The 19,480-nt window shown below is 64.5% G+C and carries 20 protein-coding genes; 14 read left to right on the top strand and 6 right to left on the bottom strand.

All coding sequences use genetic code 11. The features are described 5' to 3' along the window. Positions 1-2 precede the first annotated feature (2 nt). Positions 3-425 carry a nuclear transport factor 2 family protein gene (locus ACVC5H_RS20835; RefSeq protein ID WP_489619639.1) on the top strand — a complete coding sequence of 141 codons (423 nt, stop codon included), beginning with the start codon at positions 3-5 and terminating at the stop codon, positions 423-425. A 24-nt stretch (positions 426-449) separates the two neighbouring features. Here ACVC5H_RS20835 and ACVC5H_RS20830 read toward each other — a convergent pair whose 3' ends face one another. Continuing rightward, positions 450-1,166, bottom strand: coding sequence for an MgtC/SapB family protein (locus tag ACVC5H_RS20830; RefSeq protein WP_489619638.1), 717 nt, complete (start codon positions 1,164-1,166; stop codon positions 450-452). Positions 1,167-1,366: 200 nt separating this feature from the next. Here ACVC5H_RS20830 and ACVC5H_RS20825 point away from each other — a divergent pair, with 200 nt between their 5' ends. The 8 genes from ACVC5H_RS20825 (at position 1,367) to ACVC5H_RS20790 (ending at position 10,013) form a co-directional block, all read left to right on the top strand. Further along, complete coding sequence (locus ACVC5H_RS20825; RefSeq protein ID WP_489619637.1) at positions 1,367-2,068, top strand: SDR family oxidoreductase; 702 nt, start codon at positions 1,367-1,369, stop codon at positions 2,066-2,068. 237 nt (positions 2,069-2,305) lie between these two features. Then, positions 2,306-3,190, top strand: a complete 885-nt coding sequence (locus tag ACVC5H_RS20820; protein WP_489619636.1) for a helix-turn-helix domain-containing protein — start codon at positions 2,306-2,308, stop codon at positions 3,188-3,190. A gap of 158 nt (positions 3,191-3,348) precedes the next feature. Continuing rightward, positions 3,349-4,272, top strand: coding sequence for an ABC transporter substrate-binding protein (locus ACVC5H_RS20815; RefSeq protein WP_489619635.1), 924 nt, complete (start codon positions 3,349-3,351; stop codon positions 4,270-4,272). 57 nt (positions 4,273-4,329) lie between these two features. Then, positions 4,330-5,832 (top strand): sugar ABC transporter ATP-binding protein, encoded by a 1,503-nt coding sequence (locus ACVC5H_RS20810; RefSeq protein WP_489619634.1) that lies wholly within the window; start codon positions 4,330-4,332, stop codon positions 5,830-5,832. Further along, entirely contained in the window at positions 5,822-6,808 is a 987-nt protein-coding gene (locus ACVC5H_RS20805) for an ABC transporter permease (protein WP_489619633.1), read from the top strand. The genes ACVC5H_RS20810 and ACVC5H_RS20805 overlap by 11 nt, the downstream gene beginning before the upstream one ends. Before the next feature lie 52 nt (positions 6,809-6,860). Continuing rightward, positions 6,861-7,592 (top strand): SDR family oxidoreductase, encoded by a 732-nt coding sequence (locus ACVC5H_RS20800; protein WP_489619632.1) that lies wholly within the window; start codon positions 6,861-6,863, stop codon positions 7,590-7,592. 49 nt (positions 7,593-7,641) lie between these two features. After that, positions 7,642-9,273, top strand: coding sequence for an FGGY-family carbohydrate kinase (locus ACVC5H_RS20795; protein ID WP_489619631.1), 1,632 nt, complete (start codon positions 7,642-7,644; stop codon positions 9,271-9,273). Positions 9,274-9,287: 14 nt separating this feature from the next. Continuing rightward, positions 9,288-10,013, top strand: a complete 726-nt coding sequence (locus ACVC5H_RS20790; RefSeq protein ID WP_489619630.1) for an SDR family oxidoreductase — start codon at positions 9,288-9,290, stop codon at positions 10,011-10,013. Positions 10,014-10,082: 69 nt separating this feature from the next. Here the strand turns inward: ACVC5H_RS20790 and ACVC5H_RS20785 are convergent, their stop codons facing one another. Beyond that, a complete protein-coding gene (locus tag ACVC5H_RS20785) occupies positions 10,083-10,298 on the bottom strand; it encodes a YMGG-like glycine zipper-containing protein (protein WP_489619629.1) in 216 nt (71 codons plus the stop codon). 255 nt (positions 10,299-10,553) lie between these two features. On the opposite strand from ACVC5H_RS20785, the gene ACVC5H_RS20780 reads away from it, so the two are divergent. Then, entirely contained in the window at positions 10,554-11,627 is a 1,074-nt protein-coding gene (locus tag ACVC5H_RS20780; RefSeq protein WP_489619628.1) for an alpha/beta fold hydrolase, read from the top strand. 159 nt (positions 11,628-11,786) lie between these two features. On the opposite strand, the gene ACVC5H_RS20775 is transcribed toward ACVC5H_RS20780, so the two are convergent. Beyond that, the gene (locus ACVC5H_RS20775) at positions 11,787-12,794 is read right to left on the bottom strand and encodes an AraC family transcriptional regulator (protein WP_489619627.1); all 1,008 of its coding nucleotides are present in this window, start codon (positions 12,792-12,794) and stop codon (positions 11,787-11,789) included. A gap of 79 nt (positions 12,795-12,873) precedes the next feature. On the opposite strand from ACVC5H_RS20775, the gene ACVC5H_RS20770 reads away from it, so the two are divergent. The 4 genes from ACVC5H_RS20770 to ACVC5H_RS20755 all read left to right on the top strand — a co-directional run bounded on the left by ACVC5H_RS20770 (position 12,874) and on the right by ACVC5H_RS20755 (position 16,927). Next, entirely contained in the window at positions 12,874-14,139 is a 1,266-nt protein-coding gene (locus ACVC5H_RS20770; RefSeq protein ID WP_489619626.1) for an MFS transporter, read from the top strand. Between the two features lie 180 nt (positions 14,140-14,319). Then, positions 14,320-14,940: a glutathione S-transferase family protein gene (locus ACVC5H_RS20765; protein ID WP_489619625.1), complete on the top strand. Its 621-nt coding sequence runs from the start codon at positions 14,320-14,322 to the stop codon at positions 14,938-14,940. A gap of 57 nt (positions 14,941-14,997) precedes the next feature. After that, positions 14,998-15,963, top strand: coding sequence for a flavin-nucleotide-binding protein (locus ACVC5H_RS20760; protein WP_489619624.1), 966 nt, complete (start codon positions 14,998-15,000; stop codon positions 15,961-15,963). Between the two features lie 73 nt (positions 15,964-16,036). Next, positions 16,037-16,927, top strand: a complete 891-nt coding sequence (locus ACVC5H_RS20755; RefSeq protein WP_489619623.1) for a LysR family transcriptional regulator — start codon at positions 16,037-16,039, stop codon at positions 16,925-16,927. Between the two features lie 12 nt (positions 16,928-16,939). Here the strand turns inward: ACVC5H_RS20755 and ACVC5H_RS20750 are convergent, their stop codons facing one another. The 3 genes from ACVC5H_RS20750 to ACVC5H_RS20740 form a co-directional block, all read right to left on the bottom strand. After that, positions 16,940-17,677, bottom strand: a complete 738-nt coding sequence (locus ACVC5H_RS20750) for a type 1 glutamine amidotransferase (RefSeq protein ID WP_489619622.1) — start codon at positions 17,675-17,677, stop codon at positions 16,940-16,942. A gap of 138 nt (positions 17,678-17,815) precedes the next feature. After that, a complete protein-coding gene (locus tag ACVC5H_RS20745; RefSeq protein ID WP_489619621.1) occupies positions 17,816-19,123 on the bottom strand; it encodes a HipA domain-containing protein in 1,308 nt (435 codons plus the stop codon). Beyond that, positions 19,120-19,395: a hypothetical protein gene (locus ACVC5H_RS20740; protein WP_489619620.1), complete on the bottom strand. Its 276-nt coding sequence runs from the start codon at positions 19,393-19,395 to the stop codon at positions 19,120-19,122. Before ACVC5H_RS20740 ends, ACVC5H_RS20745 begins: the two co-directional genes overlap by 4 nt. Positions 19,396-19,480 lie beyond the last annotated feature (85 nt).

Below are 19,480 nucleotides of genomic sequence, written 5' to 3'. Positions count from 1 at the left end.
TCATGCAGCACCTGGACCGATTGCTGGACTGGTATGGGGCACTGGATCGCGGCAGCCTGGAACGCATTGGCGAATTCTATGCGCCGGAGGCCTTGTTCAAGGATCCCTTCAACGACATCAAGGGCCTGCGTTCCATCCGCGCCATCTTTGCGCACATGTTCGAGACCACGGAAGATCCGCGCTTCGTGATCCTCGAACGCATGGGGCAGGGCGGGCAGGCCTTTGCCACCTGGCGTTTCGAGTTCCGTTTCAAGGGGCGTTTCTATACGGTGCTGGGGGCGACGCATTTCCGCTTCGACGAAGCGGGACTGGTGACCGAGCACCGCGATTACTGGGATGCGGCCGAAGAGCTCTGGCAGAAGCTGCCGGTCATTGGCGGGCCGGTGAAGTGGTTGCGGGGGAAGTTCAGGGCGCCCACGTACTGATGACGCAGGCGCTGCCGGCTGGCCTCAATCGGTCGTACTCGGACTCCAGAACGCCTGCTTCACCGCCGGCAAGGCCAGCAGGCGTTCCACCAGGCCATCGAGCTCATCGCCATCCACCGAGGTAGCGGCCAGGGTGGCTTCGATTTCCACTTCGTCGTCCGTAAAGGGACGCACGTCCAGATCGTGCGTGGGGTGGCGGCTCTGCTCCAGCATGTCGGTGACGGCGCTGAGCACGCTCTTCTGGTGCGCGCTCTCCACGATCAGGTGGATGGTGTTGGTCACTTCCACCGACGGCACATCCAGCGGCTTGCGGTTGATGGTGTTGACCACCGGGCGCAGCAGCGTATTGGCGGCCAGCACGAAGATGGTGGCCAGGATCGCTTCCAGGATCAGGTCCGCGCCGGCCGCCGCCCCTACCGCCGCCGACCCCCACAAGGTGGCCGCCGTGTTGATGCCGCGCACGTTGCCTTCCTCGCGCATGATCACGCCCGCCCCCAGGAAACCGACCCCCGACACCACGTAGGCCACCACATGCACCGCACCGTCATGCCCGCCCATGCGGTTGGCCATGTCGACGAAGACGGCCGCGCCCAGGGCCACCAGCACATTGGTGCGCAGGCCGGCGGTACGTTGGCGGTACTGGCGTTCCAGCCCGATCAGGCCGCCCAGCACGAAGGCGGCGGTCAGGCTGATGAAGGTATCGAGCAGGGAATCGAGATTGATGTTGGCGATGATTTGCATGGGACTTCCGGTACGGTCTGGGGATAACGTTAGGAGCGGGCTGCGCAATGGTGCGCGATGATGCCCCAGAAATGCAACAGGGAAATGACAAATTCCCTGTCCGGCGCTCTCTGCAAGCACCGCCCGCAAGGCCTACAATCGCGGTCTGCGCCGGCCCGGGTTTTCCGCACGGCAAGATCACTTATCCACAAGGAGTTTCCATGAGCACCCAAGTAGCCCTGATCACCGCCGCCGGCAGCGGCATGGGCGCCGCTGCCGCGCGCCGCCTGGCCGCCGATGGCTTCCAGGTCGGCATCCTCTCTTCCTCCGGCCGTGGCGAGGCGCTGGCCGCCGAGCTGGGCGGCCTCGGCGTGACCGGTTCGAACCAGTCGGCAGACGACCTGCAGAAATTGGTGGACCAGGCCGTGGCCCGCTGGGGCCGCGTAGATGTGCTGGTCAACAGCGCCGGCCATGGTCCGCGCGCACCCATCCTCGACATCACCGATGAAGACTGGCATCGCGGCATGGATACCTACCTGCTCAACGTGATCCGTCCCACGCGCCTGGTCACCCCGCTGATGCAGGCGCAGGGCGGCGGAGCCATCATCAACATTTCCTCGGCCTGGGCCTTCGAACCCTCCGACATGTTCCCGACCTCGGCCGTCTTTCGCGCCGGCCTGGCGGCGTTCACCAAGCTCTTCGCCGACAAGTACGCGCCCGAGAACATCCGCATCAACAACGTCCTGCCGGGCTGGATCGACAGCCTGCCGCAGCGCGAGGAACGCCGCGCCGGCGTGCCCATGCAGCGCTACGGCACCAGCGAGGAAGTGGCCGCGACCATCGCCTTCCTGGCCTCCAGCGGCGCCGGCTACATCACCGGCCAGAACATCCGCGTCGATGGCGGGCTGATGCGCTCGCTGTAATCCCTGAAATACGCCCAGCTCTGCAGTCAAGACGGCTCTGCACGGCAGGGCCGTTTTGCTGCTGTGCATCGTATTTCATTCTCGTTGCCTTGACGCGCAAAAAAGTATCAGTCCTTCTTCGCTGGTGATGTAGAAGCCGCAGCCAGACGGGCACTAAGATGCAGCACATGACGAAAACTGCCCACAACGAATGGGCAGATTCAACAAGGAAAATGCTCTCGGCTGAGAGGAGACACGATGCAGCCCGACCTGGAACTGGTCCATATCCGCAAGGGTGAATCCTTCGCGGCATGGATGCACGGCTACCCCTTCCGTACCGTGCGCTGGCACTACCATCCGGAATACGAGATCCACCTCGTGGTGGCGACCTCGGGACGTTTCTACGTCGGCGACCACATCGGCGACTTTGCGCCCGGCCAGCTGGTGATGACCGGCCCCAATCTTCCGCAGAACTGGATTTCCGACATCGGCCGCGATGAAGTGGTGCCGGTGCGTTCGCTGGTGATCCAGTTCCCCGAGCAACTGGTGGACCAGTGCGCCGCCAGCATCCCCGAGATGGAAGCCATCATGCCGCTGCTGGAACGCAGCCATCGCGGCCTGCTGTTCGATGCCGCCACCAGCGACACGGTGCGGCCGCTGATGCAGCGCCTGATCGACCAGCGTGGCTTGAAGCGCCTGGCCCTGTTTTGGGAAATCCTCGACGTGCTGGCCAATTCACCCGAACCGGAAGTGCTGGCCAGCCTGTCCTACAAGCTCGACCTCTCGGGCGTGAACAGCAGTGGTCTCAACCGCGCCATCGCCTATCTGCGTGAACACCTCACCGACGACATCGCCGAACAGGACCTGGCCGACATGGTGGGCCAGAACCTGAGCACCTTTTCGCGCGCCTTCAAGCGTCATACCGGAACCACCCTGGTGCGCTACAAGAACCAGCTGCGCGTGGACCTGGCCTGCCTGGCCCTGCTCAACAAGCCGCAGGCGCGCATCACCGACATCTGCTACGAGACCGGGTTTTCCAATCTCTCCAATTTCAACCGGCACTTTCACAAGATCAAGGGCATGTCGCCCTCGGAATTCCGCAACACCTTTGCCAGCAACGGCCTCTTTGCCGCCACCGGATAGTCGCGGCCGCTTCAGAAAAATTATTTAAATCATTTCCCTGATCCGGGAAAACGCATTCAGGAAAGCCCCCGCTTTCCGGAACAGGACAGGTGTTGCCTGTCATCCCGCAACGCGCAATTTCATCATCAAGTACACGACCAACAACAATGGAGACTGCAATGAAGAAAGCACTGACCGCACTGGCCCTGTCGGCCGCCACCGTGGCGGCGCTGGCCGCTGCCCCGGCAAGCGCCCAGGAACTGTCCAAGCTCAAGATCGGCATGAGCTTCCAGGAAATGAACAACCCGTATTTCGTTTCGATGAAGAAGGCCCTGGATGAGGCCGCCAGATCCTTCGGCGCCAAGGTCATCGTCACCGATGCGGCCCATAACGTGGCCAAGCAGATCGCCGACATCGAAGACATGCTGCAGCAGAACATCGACATCCTGCTCATCAACCCGACCGACTCGGCCGGCGTGGAAGCAGCCGTCAAGGCGGCCAAGGCGCGCAATGTGATCGTGGTGGCGGTCGATGCCAATGCCTCGGGTCCGGTGGACATGTTCGTCGGTTCCAAGAACAAGGATGCCGGTTATCAATCCTGCCGCGCCCTGGCCGATGCCATCGGCGGCAAGGGGGAAGTGGCCATCCTCGACGGCATTCCCGTGGTGCCCATCCTGCAGCGCGTGGAAGGCTGCAAGCAGGCCCTGGGCGAGTACAAGGACATCAAGCTGGTGGCCACCCAGAACGGCCGTCAGGACCGCTCGGTGGCGTTGGGCGTGGTGGAGAACATGATCCAGTCGCGTCCCAACCTGAAGGGCATCTTCTCCGTCAATGACGGCGGTGCGATGGGCGCGCTGGCGGCCATCCAGGGCAGCGGCAAGGACATCAAGCTGACCTCGGTAGATGGTGCGCCCGAAGCCATCAAGGCCATCGCCGATGGCGGCCCTTTCATCGAGACCACGGCGCAGTTCCCGCGTGACCAGGTGCGCGTGGGCCTGGCCATGGCGCTGGCCAAGAAGTGGGGCGCCCGCGTGGTGCCCAAGGAAGTGCCCATCGACGTCATGCCGGTGACCAAGAAGAACGCGGCCGGCTTCAGCTGGTAAGCCGCCGGCGCGGCAGCCAACGTTGCCGCGCCTTCCTTTCCCTCGATGGAGGCAGCCATGCTCCAACTGACTGGTATCAAGAAGAACTTCGGCCCGGTGACAGTGCTGCGCGGTGTCGATCTGGACGTGCGGGCCGGTGAAGTCCACGCGCTGCTGGGCGAGAACGGCGCGGGCAAGTCCACGCTGATGAAAATCCTGTGCGGCATCGTCACACCCGATGCCGGCGAGATCCGCATCGACGGCCAGGCCTGTCGCTTCGACAGCTATCACCAGGCCATCGCTGCCGGTGTGGGCGTGGTGTTCCAGGAATTTTCGCTGATCCCCTATCTGGATGCGGTGGACAACATGTTCCTGGCACGCGAGCTGCGCAGTTCCTTCGGCCTGCTGCAGCGGGCTGCCATGCGGCGCCGTGCGGCGCAGATCATCGCCCAGCTGGGCGTGGAGATTCCCTTGGACGTGCCGGTCTGCAAGCTCTCGGTGGCGCAGCAGCAGTTCGTCGAGATCGCCAAGGCGCTGGCACTCGATGCCCGCATCCTGGTGCTGGATGAACCGACCGCCACACTGACACCGGGCGAAGTGGAGCACCTGTTCAAGGTCATGCGCGGCTTGCGTGCGCAGGGTGTGGCGATCATCTTCATCTCGCATCATCTGGAAGAAATCTTCGAGATCTGCGACCGCATCACCGTGCTGCGCGATGGCGCCTGGATCGGTACTTGTGCCGTGGCCGAGGTGGACCAGTCACGGCTGGTGGAGATGATGGTGGGCCGTCGCATCGAGAACTGCTTCCCGCCCAAACCTGCGACAGCGCCCGCCAGTGAAGTCGTGCTGGAGGTGCAGGCATTGCAGTTGAAGCGCCACGGCCCGGTATCGCGTTTCCAGTTGCGGCGCGGCGAGATCCTGGGCTTTGCCGGCCTGGTCGGCTCGGGCCGTACCGAGACCGTACTGGCCATGCTGGGCGCGCATCCCTCGGTGCAGTGCAAGCTCACCATGCGCGGGGTGCCGCTGCGCTTTGCCGATCCGGCGCAAGCCCTGCAGGCGGGCATCGGCCTGCTGCCGGAAAGCCGCAAGGAGCAAGGGCTCATCACCAGCTTTCCGATCCTGCACAACATCTCGCTGAACAACTACGGCAAGTATCGCGCGGGCGGTGTGTTCCTGGACCGCCGCCGCGAAGACGAGGCCACCCGCATCGCCATGCAGCGCGTGCGCGTGAAGGCGCCGGATGCGCATGCCCGCGTCGATACGCTCTCCGGCGGCAACCAGCAGAAGGTGGTGATTGCGCGCTGGATCAATCACAACATGCAGGTGCTGATCTTCGATGAGCCCACGCGCGGCATTGACGTCGGCGCCAAGGCCGAGATTTACCAGCTCATGCGCGAATTCACCGCGCAGGGCTATTCCATCATCATGATTTCTTCCGAGTTGCCGGAGGTGGTCGGCATGTCCGACCGGGCGTGCGTCTTCAAGGGCGGCGGCATCGTCGCCACCGTCGAAGGCGCGGCTGTGACCGCTGAAGAGATCATGACCCATGCCACCACCGGGAGACTCCACCATGCAGCATGACGCAAACACCCTCGGCACCGCCCCCGTTCGCAGCGCTTCCCAGGCGCGCTGGCGCGCTTTCATTCATTCGCCGCTGGCGCTGCCGCTGGCCGGCCTGGTGGTGGTCTCGCTGTTGATGGGCCTGGCCTCGGACAATTTCTTTACGGTCTCCAACTGGCTCAACGTGCTGCGCCAGGTCTCCATCGTTGCCATCCTGGCCGTGGGCATGACTTTCGTGATCCTCACCGGCGGCATTGATCTGTCGGTCGGCGCGGCCATGGCGCTGGCCGGCACGCTCTCGGCCGGGCTGATCGTCAACAGCGGCTGGCCGGCACCGATGGCATTGCTGGCCGGCGTGGCGCTGGCCGTGGGGATAGGTTTGCTCAACGGTGCGCTGGTGGCCTGGGGGCGCATGCCAGCCATCATCGTCACGCTGGCCACCATGGGCGTGGCGCGCGGGGTGGGGCTGATCTATTCGGGTGGCTATCCGATCTCCGGGTTGCCGGGCTGGATCGCGTGGTTCGGCGTAGGCCGCATCGGCATGATCCCGGTGCCGGTGATCCTGATGCTGGTGGTCTATGCACTGGCCTGGGTGCTGCTGCAGCGCACGCCCTTCGGCCGCCATGTCTATGCCATTGGCGGCAATGAAATGGCCGCGCGCCTGTCGGGCGTGAAGACCACGCGCATTAAGCTGGCCGTGTATGCGATTTCCGGGTTTACCTCGGGCGTGGCGGCGATCATCCTGACGGGCCGCCTGATGTCGGGCCAGCCCAACGCGGGCGTGGGCTTCGAGCTCGATGCGATTGCTGCCGTGGTGCTGGGCGGCACCGCCATTGCCGGCGGGCGCGGCCTGGTGGTGGGCACGCTGATCGGCGCGGTGCTGCTGGGCATCCTCAACAACGGCCTGAACCTGATGGGCATCAATCCCTACCTGCAGGACATCATTCGCGGCGTGATCATCCTGCTGGCCATCTATATCGCCAGGGAATGGCGTTGAGCATTTCCATTCCTTTTTTTCATACTTAATTTTGTTCACAAGGAGACAGAACATGACGCAATCCCTCGCAGGCAAGATCGCCGTCATCACCGGGGCCGCTTCCGGCATCGGCCTGGCCACCACCGAAAAATTGCTGGCCAATGGCGTGACGGTGGTGATGGTGGACTGGAATGCCAAGGCACTGCAGGAACTGGCCACGCGCCTGGGGCCGCAGGCCATCCCGCAAGTGACCAATCTGCTGGATGCCGACAGTTGTGCAGCGATGGTGCCGGAGGTCCTCAAGAAGGTCGATCACATTGACATCCTCTACTGCAATGCTGGCACCTACATCGGCGGCGAGCTGGTGGACACCACGCCCGAGGCCATCGACAAGATGCTCAACCTCAACGTCAACGCCGTGATGAAGAACGTGCATGCGGTGGCACCGCACATGATGGAACGCAAGAGTGGCGACATCATCGTCACCTGCTCGGTGGCCGGTCATTTCCCGACTTACTGGGAGCCGGTCTATGCCGGTTCCAAATGGGCCATCACCTGCTTCGTGCAGACCATGCGGCGCCAGATGATCCCGCATGGCGTGCGGGTGGGGCAGGTCTCGCCGGGCCCGGTGATCTCGGCGCTGCTGGCCGACTGGCCTGAAGAGAACCTGCGCAAGGCCAAGCAATCCGGCAGCCTGATCGAGCCCTCCGAAGTGGCCGATGCAGTGGAGTACATGCTCACCCGCAATCGCAACGTGACCATCCGCGATATCCTGGTGTTGCCCACCAATTTCGACCGCGTGTGACTGCAATGAACGTGGCACGGTGGTTCGTTCAAGCAACCAGCGAGGAAAGATGGAGACCTATCTGATCGGCATCGATGTAGGCACCGGCTCGGCCCGGGCCGGTGTGTTCGACCGCAACGGCACCCTGTACGCCAGCGCCCGGCATGACATCGATCTCTTCCGCGACGAGCGCCGCGCGCGCGTCGAACAATCCAGTGCGCAAATCTGGGCGGCCGTCTGCCATGCAGTGCGTGCGGCGGTCGCCAAGGCCGGCATCAATGCGGCCGACGTTACCGGCATCGGCGTGGATGCCACCTGTTCGCTGGTGGTGCAGGGCGCACCGGCCGGCGTGGGCGATGCCGGGCATCCGGAACGCGACGTCATCGTGTGGATGGATCACCGCGCGCTGGAGCAGGCACAGCGCATCAATACGGGCGGGCATGCGGTGCTGTCCTATGTGGGGGGCGTGATTTCGCCGGAGATGGAAACGCCCAAGCTGCTCTGGCTCAAGGAACACCTGCCCGGGGTGTATCACGGCGCGGCGCAGTTCTTCGATCTCACCGATTTCCTGACCTGGAAGGCCACCGGTTCGCTGCAGCGCTCGTCCTGCACCGTGACCTGCAAGTGGACCTACCTGGCCCACGAAGGACGCTGGGATGCCGACTACTTCCATCGCATCGGCCTGGGCGATCTGGCCGACGAAGGCTTTGCGCGCATCGGCCAGGAGGTGGTGTGGCCGGGTACGGCGCTGGCCGGGGGCTTGTCCGCTCAGGCTGCACAGGAACTGCAATTGCGCCCCGGCATCGCGGTGGCGGCCGGGCTGATCGACGCCCATGCCGGCGGCGTGGGCACGGTGGCCGCACGCGGAGGAGCCGGGGATGCGGCGACCTGCATGGCCTACGTGTTCGGCACCTCGTCTTGCACCATGACCAGCAATACCGAAGCGGTCTTCGTGCCGGGCGTGTGGGGGCCGTATTACAACGCCATGGCGCCCGGCATGTGGTTGAACGAAGGCGGGCAGTCCGCCGCTGGTGCGGCCATCGATCATCTGCTGACCCTGCATCCGGCTACGTCCGAGGCGCGCCAGTTGGCCGGTGCCGACGGGATGGATTTGCCGCAATGGCTGGCCGCGCGTGCGCTGGCCAAGGTGCAGCATCCGGCCGAGGCGGTCTGGCTGGCCGGGCAACTCAACGTGGTACCGGAATTCCTCGGCAACCGGTCGCCCCTGGCGGATCCGCAGGCCCGTGCCTTGCTGCTGGGGCTGGGCATGGAGCATGACATCGACAGCCTGGTCGCGCTTTACGTAGCCGGGCTGTGCAGCCTGGGCTACGGCTTGCGCCAGATCATCGAGGCGCAGGCGGTGTGCGGCGTGCGTATCGCCAGCATCTCGGTCTCGGGCGGTGCCGGCACCCATCCGCTGACGCGCCAGTTGCTGGCCGATGCCACCGGCTTGCCGGTGGAAGTCACCGCCTGTCCTGAACCGGTGCTGCTGGGTTCGGCCATGCTGGCGGCGGTGGCGGCGGGCAGCTACTTGGACTTGAAGACCGCCATGACTGCCATGTCCAGCGTGGCCGGACGTAATACACCAGCGGGTGAGGCCATCGGCCGCCTGCATGAAGTCCGTTATCAGGCCTTTCTCAAGAGCCAGCAACTGGCGCGCGAGGTGCGCGACAGCCTGGCCCCGCTGCTGGCCACTCACTGAAGAAGGGAATGAACATGGAATTTACCGGAACATCGGTCATCATCACCGGCGCCGGAAAGGGCATCGGCCGTGCCTGTGCGCGACTGATGGCGCAGCGTGGCGCAGAGGTGATCGCGTTGTCACGTACGGCGGCGGATCTGGAGAGCCTGCGCGAAGAAATCGGCGGACGTTCGGTGCAGGTCGACCTGGCCGACCCAAGCGCCGCGCGGCGTGCCATGGAGGAGGCCGGCACGGCCGACTTCCTGATCAACAGCGCCGGCATCAACGTGCTGCAAGCCAGTACCGAGATGACCGATGTCGCCTATGAGGCAGTACTGGGCGTGAACCTGCGCGCGGCCCTCATCACCTGCCAGGCGTTCGCCCTTGCCCGCATCGCAGCCGGTGGGGGCGGGGCCATCGTCAACATCACCTCCATTGCGGGCCATCGCGGCTTTGCCGAGCATCTCTGCTACGCGGCTTCCAAGGCCGGCCTGGAAGGGGCGACACGGGTGCTGGCCAAGGAACTGGGCGCGCATGGCATCCGCGTCAATGCGGTGGCACCGACCATCACCCTGACCGAACTGGCCGAGGCCGCCTGGAGTGATCCGGCCAAGTCGGCCCCGATGATGGTGCGCCATCCGCTGCAACGCTTCGCCTCCGCCGAAGACGTAGCCCGCAGCATTGCCATGTTGCTGTCGGCGGATGCCGCCATGTTGACCGGCGCGGTGGTGCCGGTGGATGGGGGCTTCCTCGCGGTGTAGGCCCTCCAGACGCAACAAGGGCGGCCCGAAGACCGCCCTTGCAAGGGGCTGGTGCCGTCCGCAGTCGGCTCAATGGCCGATCTGATGGCCGATGATGCCGCCCACGGCCGCACCGCCCGCCGTGCCGATGCCGCTGCCACCGGTCAGGATGGCGCCGCCCACGGCACCCACGGTGGCGCCGATGGCGGTGTTCTTGTCGCGGGTGCTCATGTTGCTGCAGCCGGTCATGGCGGTCAGCGCGATGGCGCTGAAGGAAATGGCAGCGATCTTGTGCAGTGTTTTCATGATTTTTTCCTGATCGTAAGGTTCAAACGTGTTCCGGATGTTCTTGAATGTTGAATGAGGGTCCGGCTCGCGCATGCTGCCCCAAGGGAGCCGGCGCGCGGGAGCGGGTATGGCAATAGACCAGCCCGGTCTCGAAAAAATTCGAGTTGCAACACGTTCTCTTACAGTTGTTACATACTCTGGCCTGCGCCGTATCAGCCCTTGGGAAGAGGGCGATTCGACGTTTTTTCCACGACAAACCGACCAGAGAGCCTCATGATCCTGACCTCCCGCCTGCGCCGGGCCGCCCGCCTTTTGTTCACCTCCGCCAGTCTCTTGCTGTGTGCCGCATCGCTGCACGCCGCCGAACCGCCCAAGCCGGTGGAAGGCACATGGGTGGCACCGCGCTTCCAGTTCCATACCGGCCAGACCCTGGATAAGCTGCGCCTGCACTACGTCACCCTGGGCGAGCGCAGCAACCCGGCGGTACTGGTGCTGCACGGCACCTACCAGAGCGCCGGGGCGATGCTGTCCAAGGACTTTGGCGGCCAGTTGTTCGGCCCCGGCCAGCCGCTGGATGCCAGCAAGTACTTCATCATCATTCCCGACGGCATCGGTGTGGGCAAGTCGACCAAGCCCTCCGATGGCCTGCGGGCCGCGTTCCCGCAATACAACTATGACGACATGGTGCTGGCGCAATACCGCATGCTCACCGAAGGCATGGGCATTACGCATTTGCGCCTGATCATCGGCAATTCCATGGGCGGCATGCAGACCTGGCTCTGGGGCGGCACCTATCCCGGGTTCGCGGACGGCCTGGTACCGATGGCGGCCCAGCCCACCGAAATGGCCAGCCGCAACTGGATGATGCGGCGCATGCTGGTGGAATCCATCAAACAGGATCCGGCCTGGAACCAGGGCAACTACACCACCCAGCCACCCTCGCTGCGTCTGGCCAACAACATGTTCGTCTTCGCCACCAATGGCGGCACGCTGGCCTACCAGGCCATTGCCGGTACTCATGCCCAGGCCGACAAGCTGGTCGACGATCGCCTGGCCGCGCCGGTGACGGCGGATGCCAATGATTTCATCTACCAGTGGGGGTCGTCGGCCGACTACAACGCCGCGCCGGGCCTGCCGAAAATCAAGGTCCCGGTGCTGGCCATCAATTCCGCCGACGATGAACGCAACCCGCCCGAGACCGGCATCATGCAGGCCGCCTTGAAGGAAGTGCCTGGTGCGCAATTGCTGCTGATCCCGGCCAGCGCCGAGACACGCGGCCATGGCACCACCGGTATGGCGCGCTTCTACGTGCGTGAGCTGGCGCAGTTCATCCAGTCGCTGCCGTAGCGCTAACGTGCAACGCGGCCAGCGCGCCTCCTGCTGTGGTCAATCACAGCGAAGCAGAATGGGCGCGTACGAGGAGAAATGAAAGCTACTTCATACCTCCCGCCAGGCAACATTGTGGAGGTGCAATGCCGGGCCGAAAACGCCCGTGCCATGGGCCTTTCAGCTTGCCGCTGCCTTGCTGGGCGGATGGCCGATGATGCGTTTGAAGGCGCGACTGAAGGATGCTTCCGAATCGTAGCCAAGCCGACTGGCCACCACCGCCACCCGCAAGCCGTCGCGAGCGATCCAGTGGCGCGCCTGGAACATCTTCACGCGCGCCACGTACCTGGCCGGGGTCTCGCCCACGGTGGCGGAGAATTTCTCGATGAAGCTGGAACGCGAGGCCCCCATGAGTGAGGCCAGTTCGGCCACCGACCAGTCGCGCTCCGGATGATGGTGCACCGCTGCCAGCACGCGCCCCACCTGCGGGCAGCGCACCGCTGCAATCCAGCCGCTGGCGTCGCTGCAGGCACATTCCACCCAGCCCCGGATGATGCTGGCGGCCAGCACGTCGGCCAGGCGCGCCAGGATGCCGCAGGCGCCGATGCGGTTGAGCGCCACTTCACGTTCCATCGCATCGAGCAGGGGCAGCACCGCCGGGTCGCGCTGGGCCAGGTCGCAGGCGCGCATGGCCTCGGGCATCATCATCAGCAGCGGATGCAGCGGGTCCAGGTTGAAGCGCAGCGTGCCGGAAAACACCACGTGCGAAGGGGGCGCCGCCATGGCGGGCGCACCGTCATCGAACCGCGCGCTGTCGTCGACCAGGAAGAGATTGTCGGCTACCGCCTTGCGCGCCAGCTTGCCGATTTCCACCGTAGGCAGTGCACGTGCACTGGCCAGCGCATGCGCAGAGCCACGCGGCAAGAGGACGGCATCGCCCGCATTGAGCTGCAGCCAGTCTTCCTGGCCGACCTGCATCCAGCAACTGCCTTGGGCGACGAAATGAAATGTCGCTTCGCGCCGCGCCGGAAAGGCCACCGCCCAGGGCTCATGGAGCACGTAGCGGGCGTACTCGACACCATCGAGCCGCAGGCCGAGCAGGATCTCGGTGAGCGGATCGACGCCATCGGCGGGGCGGTCCTTGGGCGCGGGCGACGGGATTTTCGAGAGATTTGGACGAATAGTCATATCTTTGCGAAATATCGGCATGGAAAGTCCAGCTATTTAACCATAGACTGCGCTACCCATGTCATCGAAAGGTTTTCCCATGTCCACTCCCGGCATCATCGAGGCCCCGCTGACCGAGACGGCGGCCCCGGCCAGCGCATCCGCCCCTGCCCACCCGGCAGCCCCGGACGTGCCCGCCAACTGGAGCGGCATTGCCAGCCTGGCGCTGGGCGTGTTCAGCCTGGTCACCGCTGAATTCCTGCCAGCCAGCCTGCTCACGGCCATCGCCACCGATCTGCACGTCTCCGATGGGGCCGCCGGCCAGGCCGTCACGGCTACGGCCATCGTCGGCGCCGTGGCCGCCCCCAGCATTCCGCTGCTGACCCGCAACATCGACCGCAAGCGCGTGGTGCTGATGCTCACCTTGCTGTTGCTCATATCGAACGTGCTGGCCGTGCTTGCGCCCAGCCTGCCGGTCCTGCTGCTGGCCCGGGTGATGCTGGGCGTGGCGCTGGGCGGCTTCTGGTCGATGGCGGCGGCGCTGGCCATGCGCCTGGTGCCGGACCACCTGTTTGCGCGGGCCATGTCGTTGATCCTCACCGGGGTGTCCGTGGCTACCGTGTGCGCTGCGCCCATTGGCGCGTACATGGGCAATCTGTGGGGCTGGCGCAGTGCCTTCGTGGCCGCTGGCGTGGTCAGCCTGGTGGCCATGGTGATCCAGTGGGTCGCCATCCCGCGCCTGCCGCCCAAGGATCATCCCAGCCTCAAGGTGTTGGCCGAACTGCTGGGCCGCAAGGACGTGAGGGTGGCGCTGCTGGCGGTGCTGCTGGTGGTGTCGGGGCATTTTGCCGGCTTCACCTACATCCGTCCGCTGATGGAGCAGATCACCCATCTGTCGGTGACGACCATCTCCGCCGTGTTGCTGGGCTATGGCGTGGGTGGCTTTTTCGGCAACTTTGCCGGCGGCTTCATTGCCGAGCGCAGCGAACGCTACGCCATCGTCAGCGGCGGCGCGCTCATCGCCTTGCTGGCCGCGTCGCTGTGGGCGGCAGGCAGTTCGCCGGTGGTGGCGGCCGTGGCCATCACGCTGTGGGGCTTTGCCTTCGGTGCCTTCCCGGTGGGTTTCCAGACCTGGATCGTGCGCGCCGCGCCGGACCATGCGGAAGGCGCGGGCGGCCTGCTGGTGGCGGCGTTCCAAGTCGCCATCGCCAGCGGTGCCATCGGCGGCGGCGTGCTGGTGGACCACGTGGGCGCGCTGGGCGGTCCGATCTTCGCGGTGGTGGCCATCAGCCTGGGTACGTTGCTGACGCTGCGCTATGGTCCGCGTGGCGGCGCTGCCCCGATGGCGGGCAATGCGCACTTCTGAGCAGATGCCCCTGCACGGCTTCCGGTATTGAACCGGAAGTCGTTTCCTCTCTGCATTATTCCTCCCCGTGCAATAAAGAAGTGCCCACGGCGCGGATTCTCTTCATCCGCGCCTGGCTTCACACTGGCCTCACGGTTCAGGAACACTTCCTGGCCGAGCCAACCCACCAGGAGCCACCGCATGAAGATCCATCATTTCCCTCTCTCCGGCCACGCCCATCGCGCCGTCCTGTTTGCCTCGCTGCTGGGCCTGCAGGCCCAGCTGATCGAGGTCGACCTGGCTGCCGGCGCGCACAAGCAGCCGGCCTTCCTCGCCCTCAATCCCTTCGGGCAGGTGCCGGTGCTGGAAGACGGTGACGTGGTGATTGCCGACTCCAATGCCATCCTGGTCTACCTGGCCAAGAAAGCCGGCCGCAGCGACTGGCTGCCGGAAGATCCCCAAGGCGCGGCCGCCGTGCAGCGCTGGCTGTCGGTGGCGGCCGGTGAAATCGCCTATGGCCCGGCCGCCGCAAGGCTGATCACGGTGTTCGGCGCGCGCTTGAATCCGCAGGAAGTGATCCAGCGCGCTCACCTGCTGCTGGGCCGCATGGAGCAGCATCTGACGGGCCGCCCGTGGCTGGCGGCCCGTCATCCCACCATCGCCGACGTAGCGGTCTACAGCTATCTCGTCGGCGCGCCCGAGGGCAATGTCGATCTGGGAGCCTATCCGGAGGTGCTGCGCTTGTTGAGCCAGGTGGAGGCCTTGCCTGGTTTCGTGCCATTCCCCAGGACGGCGGCTGGTCTGAGGGCCGCGCAGGCGTGATTGTCCGGACGCCGCCTGCGCGCGGCTTCCTTGCATCTTCTTTTCGAGAGGTCCGTCATGAGCACATCCCCCAAGCTATCGACCTGGCATGCCGGCGAGAAGCAGCTGCAAGCGCAACTCGGCGTGGCCGACAAGATGCAGGTCATCGGGCAGCGCGTGATACGCGACTTCATGCCCGAGCAGCACCGCGATTTCTACGGCCAGTTGCCGTTCATCGTGCTGGGCAGCGTCGATCCTTCGGGGGATGCGTGGGCGACCTTCCTCGAAGGCCGTCCCGGCTTTCTGGCCTCACCTTCACCGACGCTGCTCGACATGCGCGCCCACGCCGCGCCAGACGATCCGGCGGCTGCCGGCATGGCGGCGGGTGCAGCGGCCGGTCTGCTGGGCATCGAGATGCATACGCGCCGGCGCAACCGCATGAATGGCGTGCTGACACCATTGGCGGACGGCTGGCGGGTACAGGTGGAGCAGAGCTTCGGCAATTGCCCGCGCTATATCCAGTTGCGCGACTATTCCTTTGCGCGTGAGCCTGCCGAGCTGCAAACCGGACAGACCGAATTCCTGGCCGCTCTGGACACCCCGGCCCGCGCCCTGATCGGCCAGGCCGATGCCTTTTTCGTGGCCACTTATGCCGATGTGGAGGCGCGGCGCCAGGTCGATGTCTCCCATCGTGGCGGCAAAACCGGCTTCGTGCGGGTGGATGCCGAGGGTGTGTTGACCGTGCCGGACTTCAACGGCAACCTGTTCTTTTCCACGCTGGGCAACATGGTCCTCAATGGCCGTGCGGGGTTGCTGTTCGTTGACTATGCCACAGGGGACGTACTGCAGATGACCGGGCGGGCAGAAGTCATCCTCGATGCGTCCGAGACGGCCGCCTTCGAGGGGGCCGAGCGCCTGTGGACTTTCCGCCCGCAGCGCATCGTACGCCGCCGTGCTGCGCTGGCCTTGCGCTGGCGATTCCAGGAACAAGGCTGGTCGCCCTATGTGCTGGCGACCGGCCAGTGGCCGCGCGCCGCGTCGTAAGCCCGCTTTGTTCATGCCTGCGCCGATGAATGCATAATGCTTCACTCGTTCACACGCAGGAAGGGGCAGGTTCATGGACCGATGGCTGGCAATGCGAATCTTCGTGCAAGTTGCCGAGACCGCCAGTTTCGCCAAGGCTGCGCGGCAGATGCAGTTGAGTGCGCCGGCGGTGACGCGCACCGTGGCCGGGTTGGAAGAACTGGTCGGCGCGCGCCTCTTGGTGCGTACTACGCGTTCGGTCAAGCCCACCGAGGCCGGCGTCCGCTATCTGGAAGACTGCCGCCGCATCCTCGCTGAGATCGCCGAAGCCGAAGCGGCCGCTGCCGGTCATTACGACCAGCCCTCGGGTACGCTGTCGGTGACGGCGGCCTTGCTGTTCGGGCAGTTGCACGTGCTGCCCATCGTCACCGAATACCTCGATCTCTATCCGGGCATGCGGGCGCGCACTTTCTTCATCGACCGTCCCGTCAACATCGTCGAGGAAGGCATGGACGTGGCTGTGCGCATCGGGCATCTGCCCGATTCCGGATTCACGGCCATCCAGGTCGGTTCGGTACGCCGGGTGATCTGCGCCGCACCCGAGTACCTGCGTCGGCATGGCGTGCCGGATTCCCCCGCCGATCTCAAGCGGCATCGCATCGTCACCTCCACCAGCGCCTGGGCCTCGCCCGAATGGCGCTTTGCCGATGGTCAGCGCGTGCTGGTCGAAGCGGCCCTGCAAACCAATACCAACGAAGCCGCCATCGCTACCGCCCGCCAGGGCTGGGGATTGACGCGCGTGCTGGCCTACCAGGTGGCGGCGGATCTGCAGGCAGGGCGGCTGCAGCGGGTGATGAGAGAGTTCGAGGAACCGTCCCTGCCCATCCACGTGCTCTACCCGGAAGGGCGGCGCTCACCGGCCAAGGTGCGCGCCTTCATCGACCTGGCCGTCAGCCGCTTGCGTGCACATCCCGCATTTGACTGAGGGTCATTGGCCTCAGCCGTAGCACGAGGGCGCGCGTACCGATACGCGCAGGGGCCGGTCCAGCTGGCGGGTCCAGGCGCCGTAGGCCTGCTCGGCGATAGCGCGCAGGTCGGCGATGCGTTCGGGCAGATGGTCGAGGATCTGTGCCCGGCTTTGCGCGGCCGGGCCATGGGCGCGCAGCAGTTCGTTGCTGCCGGCGGTGCACCAGTTGCGTACGCTCTCTTCGGTCACTTCCAGATGCCCCTGGAAACCCCACTGCCGGCCGCGCATGAATCCCTTGTTCAGGCAATGGCTGCCATACATGGTGCGCACCGCGCCTGTGGGGATTTCGAAGGTGTCGTAATGCCAGTTGAACAGTGTCACCTGGCGTGCCAGGCCCATGCGTTGCTGTGCGGGCGGGGTGACCCAGACCGGACTCCAGCCGATGTTGGGGCAGAGGTTGCGGCTGACCTGCGCGCCCATGGCACGGGCCAGCAACTGCGCACCGAAGCAGTGGCCCAGCACGGGGACGTTACGGGCCAGGGCATTTTGCAGGAGAGCGTGTTCGGCGCGGATCCAATGCAGGTCTTCATTGACGCTGTGGTCGCTGCCCAGCGAGATGATGCCGGAGAACTGGCCGGCATCGCGGGGGGCATCGCCTTCTTCGGCGGGGAGGTACAGGCGATAGGGCAGGGCATGCTGTTCCAGATGTTCCAGCAGGACGCCGGGGCCCTGCGTACACTCATGCTGGAGGATGGCGATCGGTCTCATACAAGGGGGACGGGCGCGAGCCGGTCCGTAGTGGAAGAGACCTCAATGTAGGATTGGGCGCGTAAAAATCGGGTTGTATTTTCGGTGGAATATGTAAACGGCGCGTAAAGCGCATGGTTCCTGCCGACGAAAAATCGGCTACTGCGCGGCAGGGACGTCCCGGAGTTGCCTGACCATGGTCTTGATGGCCAGATGATGAATGCAGCCAAGCATGCGCAATTGCGAGGCCCGGCGATGCGCCGGAACGTCTTTGCGCGCAGCGAATTCCTCCTGCAGTGCAAGCGAAGCGGCTTCGATGCCATCGGTCATGCGTGAGACTTCCCGTTGAAAGCCGTTGTTGCCCATGCCCAGTTCTCGCGCGAACGCCTGCAAGTGCGCTGCAGTGAGTTCGCTGTAATGGCGTGCTTGATCAATGGGGAAAGACATGGGAATGTCCGGCCAAGCTGCTTCACCTGGTCCAAGCAGCTCCGGGCGCGCCCAGGCGCCCACGCTCAAGAGGTCGTAATGCGGTGCCAGTTCGTAGCCATCTGCACTCGCATAGAGCGAGAGATTCTTGAGATGCGCATCGCTGTTGCCGATCAGGATGTTGAATAGCGTCCAGCGGAACAATGCGGTACGGGCCGGAGCGGGCGTACGGCATTTTTCAAGAATGTCCAGTAGTGCCTTGGCACCGGAGTGCGCATATTTGGCGGCAGCCGAAAGTGACAATAGCTGCGCTGCATCCAGCGTGTGCAGACGTTGTACGCGATCTTCTCCCGGCTTGCGATCAAAGCGCTCGACGATATAGACCGGCGAGGGTACATAACGCAGTTCGACCTTCGGTACCGGCAATCCCATCGCCTGCGCCAGTCTGGCCGAGAACCATTCATTGACCGCGCTGCAAGGATAGTGCGCACTCAATACATCGGGCTTGAGGATGTGTGTCGATGCCAGACTGCCGGTAGGTTCGAAAAGTTGTCCTTCCCGCAGCACGACCGCCATCTTTTGCTGGGCGCCGGCTAGTGACATCTTCTTGGGCGCGCTCGCCGAGAGCGGTTGGCGTGGCATGGCACGAATACGTGCCTCCAGCTCGGCGTCCGACAACGGGAGTAATCTCGCGGGCGGCAGCGTCGCCCCTGGGGGCAGCAAGGTGATCGCACCGGCAGATTCGGCACCGAAGTGTTCCAGCATGGTCCAGGCATCAACCGCTTGCGTTGCGCCCTGCCTCATGAATGCCATCAATTCCAGCCTGGCGCTTTCTTCCGGCAGGAGGTTATCGAAGAACCATTGCACCGGGCGGATCGAACCGCCGTCTTCGTGCGGGTGCATGCTCAGAGGAAGCCCCGGCGAGAGTTCGTGTCCCGTCCTGATCCAGTCGTGGGCATACTGGAAGGACCATACGCCGGTGTTCTCGAAGAGCTGACCCACCAGGCGCTCGTCGATGTAGACATCGAGCTGGCGCTTCATGGGCGTGCCCGCCTGCGCTTGGTATCCTGGCCTGACGCAGCGATACTCTGTTCATCGACGGCAGACGGCAGCGAGAGATGCAGTTCAATGCCCAGTTCGCGCATCGCCGAAAACAGCTTTTCAACTGCCACCGTCGACTGACCTTGCTCTTGCCGCCGCAGCAGGGTTTGGGAGGTATGCAGTGTTTCAGCCAGATCAGCCAGCGGGACATTGAGTCCTACCCTGACGGCGCGTAATACCGCGCCTAATTCTCGTGGCGAGCTTATTTTCATGCCGACTCCTAACGATGCGATATTGCTCTATTATTTCTAATTTTCTGGAATTTTCAAGATAAAAGAGCAAAATTGCTTCATTAAG

The sequence above is a fragment of the Herbaspirillum sp. Her3 genome (assembly GCF_057961275.1).
The sequence above is the reverse complement of the archived record's forward strand: the minus strand, read 5'-3'. Positions and strand labels throughout refer to the sequence as shown.

Coding starts and splice junctions, on each gene's coding strand:
- ACVC5H_RS20835 (WP_489619639.1), top strand. CDS start 3: ATGCAGCACCTGGACCGATTGCTGGACTGGTATGGGGCACTGGATCGC.
- ACVC5H_RS20830 (WP_489619638.1), bottom strand. CDS start 1,166: ATGCAAATCATCGCCAACATCAATCTCGATTCCCTGCTCGATACCTTC.
- ACVC5H_RS20825 (WP_489619637.1), top strand. CDS start 1,367: ATGAGCACCCAAGTAGCCCTGATCACCGCCGCCGGCAGCGGCATGGGC.
- ACVC5H_RS20820 (WP_489619636.1), top strand. CDS start 2,306: ATGCAGCCCGACCTGGAACTGGTCCATATCCGCAAGGGTGAATCCTTC.
- ACVC5H_RS20815 (WP_489619635.1), top strand. CDS start 3,349: ATGAAGAAAGCACTGACCGCACTGGCCCTGTCGGCCGCCACCGTGGCG.
- ACVC5H_RS20810 (WP_489619634.1), top strand. CDS start 4,330: ATGCTCCAACTGACTGGTATCAAGAAGAACTTCGGCCCGGTGACAGTG.
- ACVC5H_RS20805 (WP_489619633.1), top strand. CDS start 5,822: ATGCAGCATGACGCAAACACCCTCGGCACCGCCCCCGTTCGCAGCGCT.
- ACVC5H_RS20800 (WP_489619632.1), top strand. CDS start 6,861: ATGACGCAATCCCTCGCAGGCAAGATCGCCGTCATCACCGGGGCCGCT.
- ACVC5H_RS20795 (WP_489619631.1), top strand. CDS start 7,642: ATGGAGACCTATCTGATCGGCATCGATGTAGGCACCGGCTCGGCCCGG.
- ACVC5H_RS20790 (WP_489619630.1), top strand. CDS start 9,288: ATGGAATTTACCGGAACATCGGTCATCATCACCGGCGCCGGAAAGGGC.
- ACVC5H_RS20785 (WP_489619629.1), bottom strand. CDS start 10,298: ATGAAAACACTGCACAAGATCGCTGCCATTTCCTTCAGCGCCATCGCG.
- ACVC5H_RS20780 (WP_489619628.1), top strand. CDS start 10,554: ATGATCCTGACCTCCCGCCTGCGCCGGGCCGCCCGCCTTTTGTTCACC.
- ACVC5H_RS20775 (WP_489619627.1), bottom strand. CDS start 12,794: ATGACTATTCGTCCAAATCTCTCGAAAATCCCGTCGCCCGCGCCCAAG.
- ACVC5H_RS20770 (WP_489619626.1), top strand. CDS start 12,874: ATGTCCACTCCCGGCATCATCGAGGCCCCGCTGACCGAGACGGCGGCC.
- ACVC5H_RS20765 (WP_489619625.1), top strand. CDS start 14,320: ATGAAGATCCATCATTTCCCTCTCTCCGGCCACGCCCATCGCGCCGTC.
- ACVC5H_RS20760 (WP_489619624.1), top strand. CDS start 14,998: ATGAGCACATCCCCCAAGCTATCGACCTGGCATGCCGGCGAGAAGCAG.
- ACVC5H_RS20755 (WP_489619623.1), top strand. CDS start 16,037: ATGGACCGATGGCTGGCAATGCGAATCTTCGTGCAAGTTGCCGAGACC.
- ACVC5H_RS20750 (WP_489619622.1), bottom strand. CDS start 17,677: ATGAGACCGATCGCCATCCTCCAGCATGAGTGTACGCAGGGCCCCGGC.
- ACVC5H_RS20745 (WP_489619621.1), bottom strand. CDS start 19,123: ATGAAGCGCCAGCTCGATGTCTACATCGACGAGCGCCTGGTGGGTCAG.
- ACVC5H_RS20740 (WP_489619620.1), bottom strand. CDS start 19,395: ATGAAAATAAGCTCGCCACGAGAATTAGGCGCGGTATTACGCGCCGTC.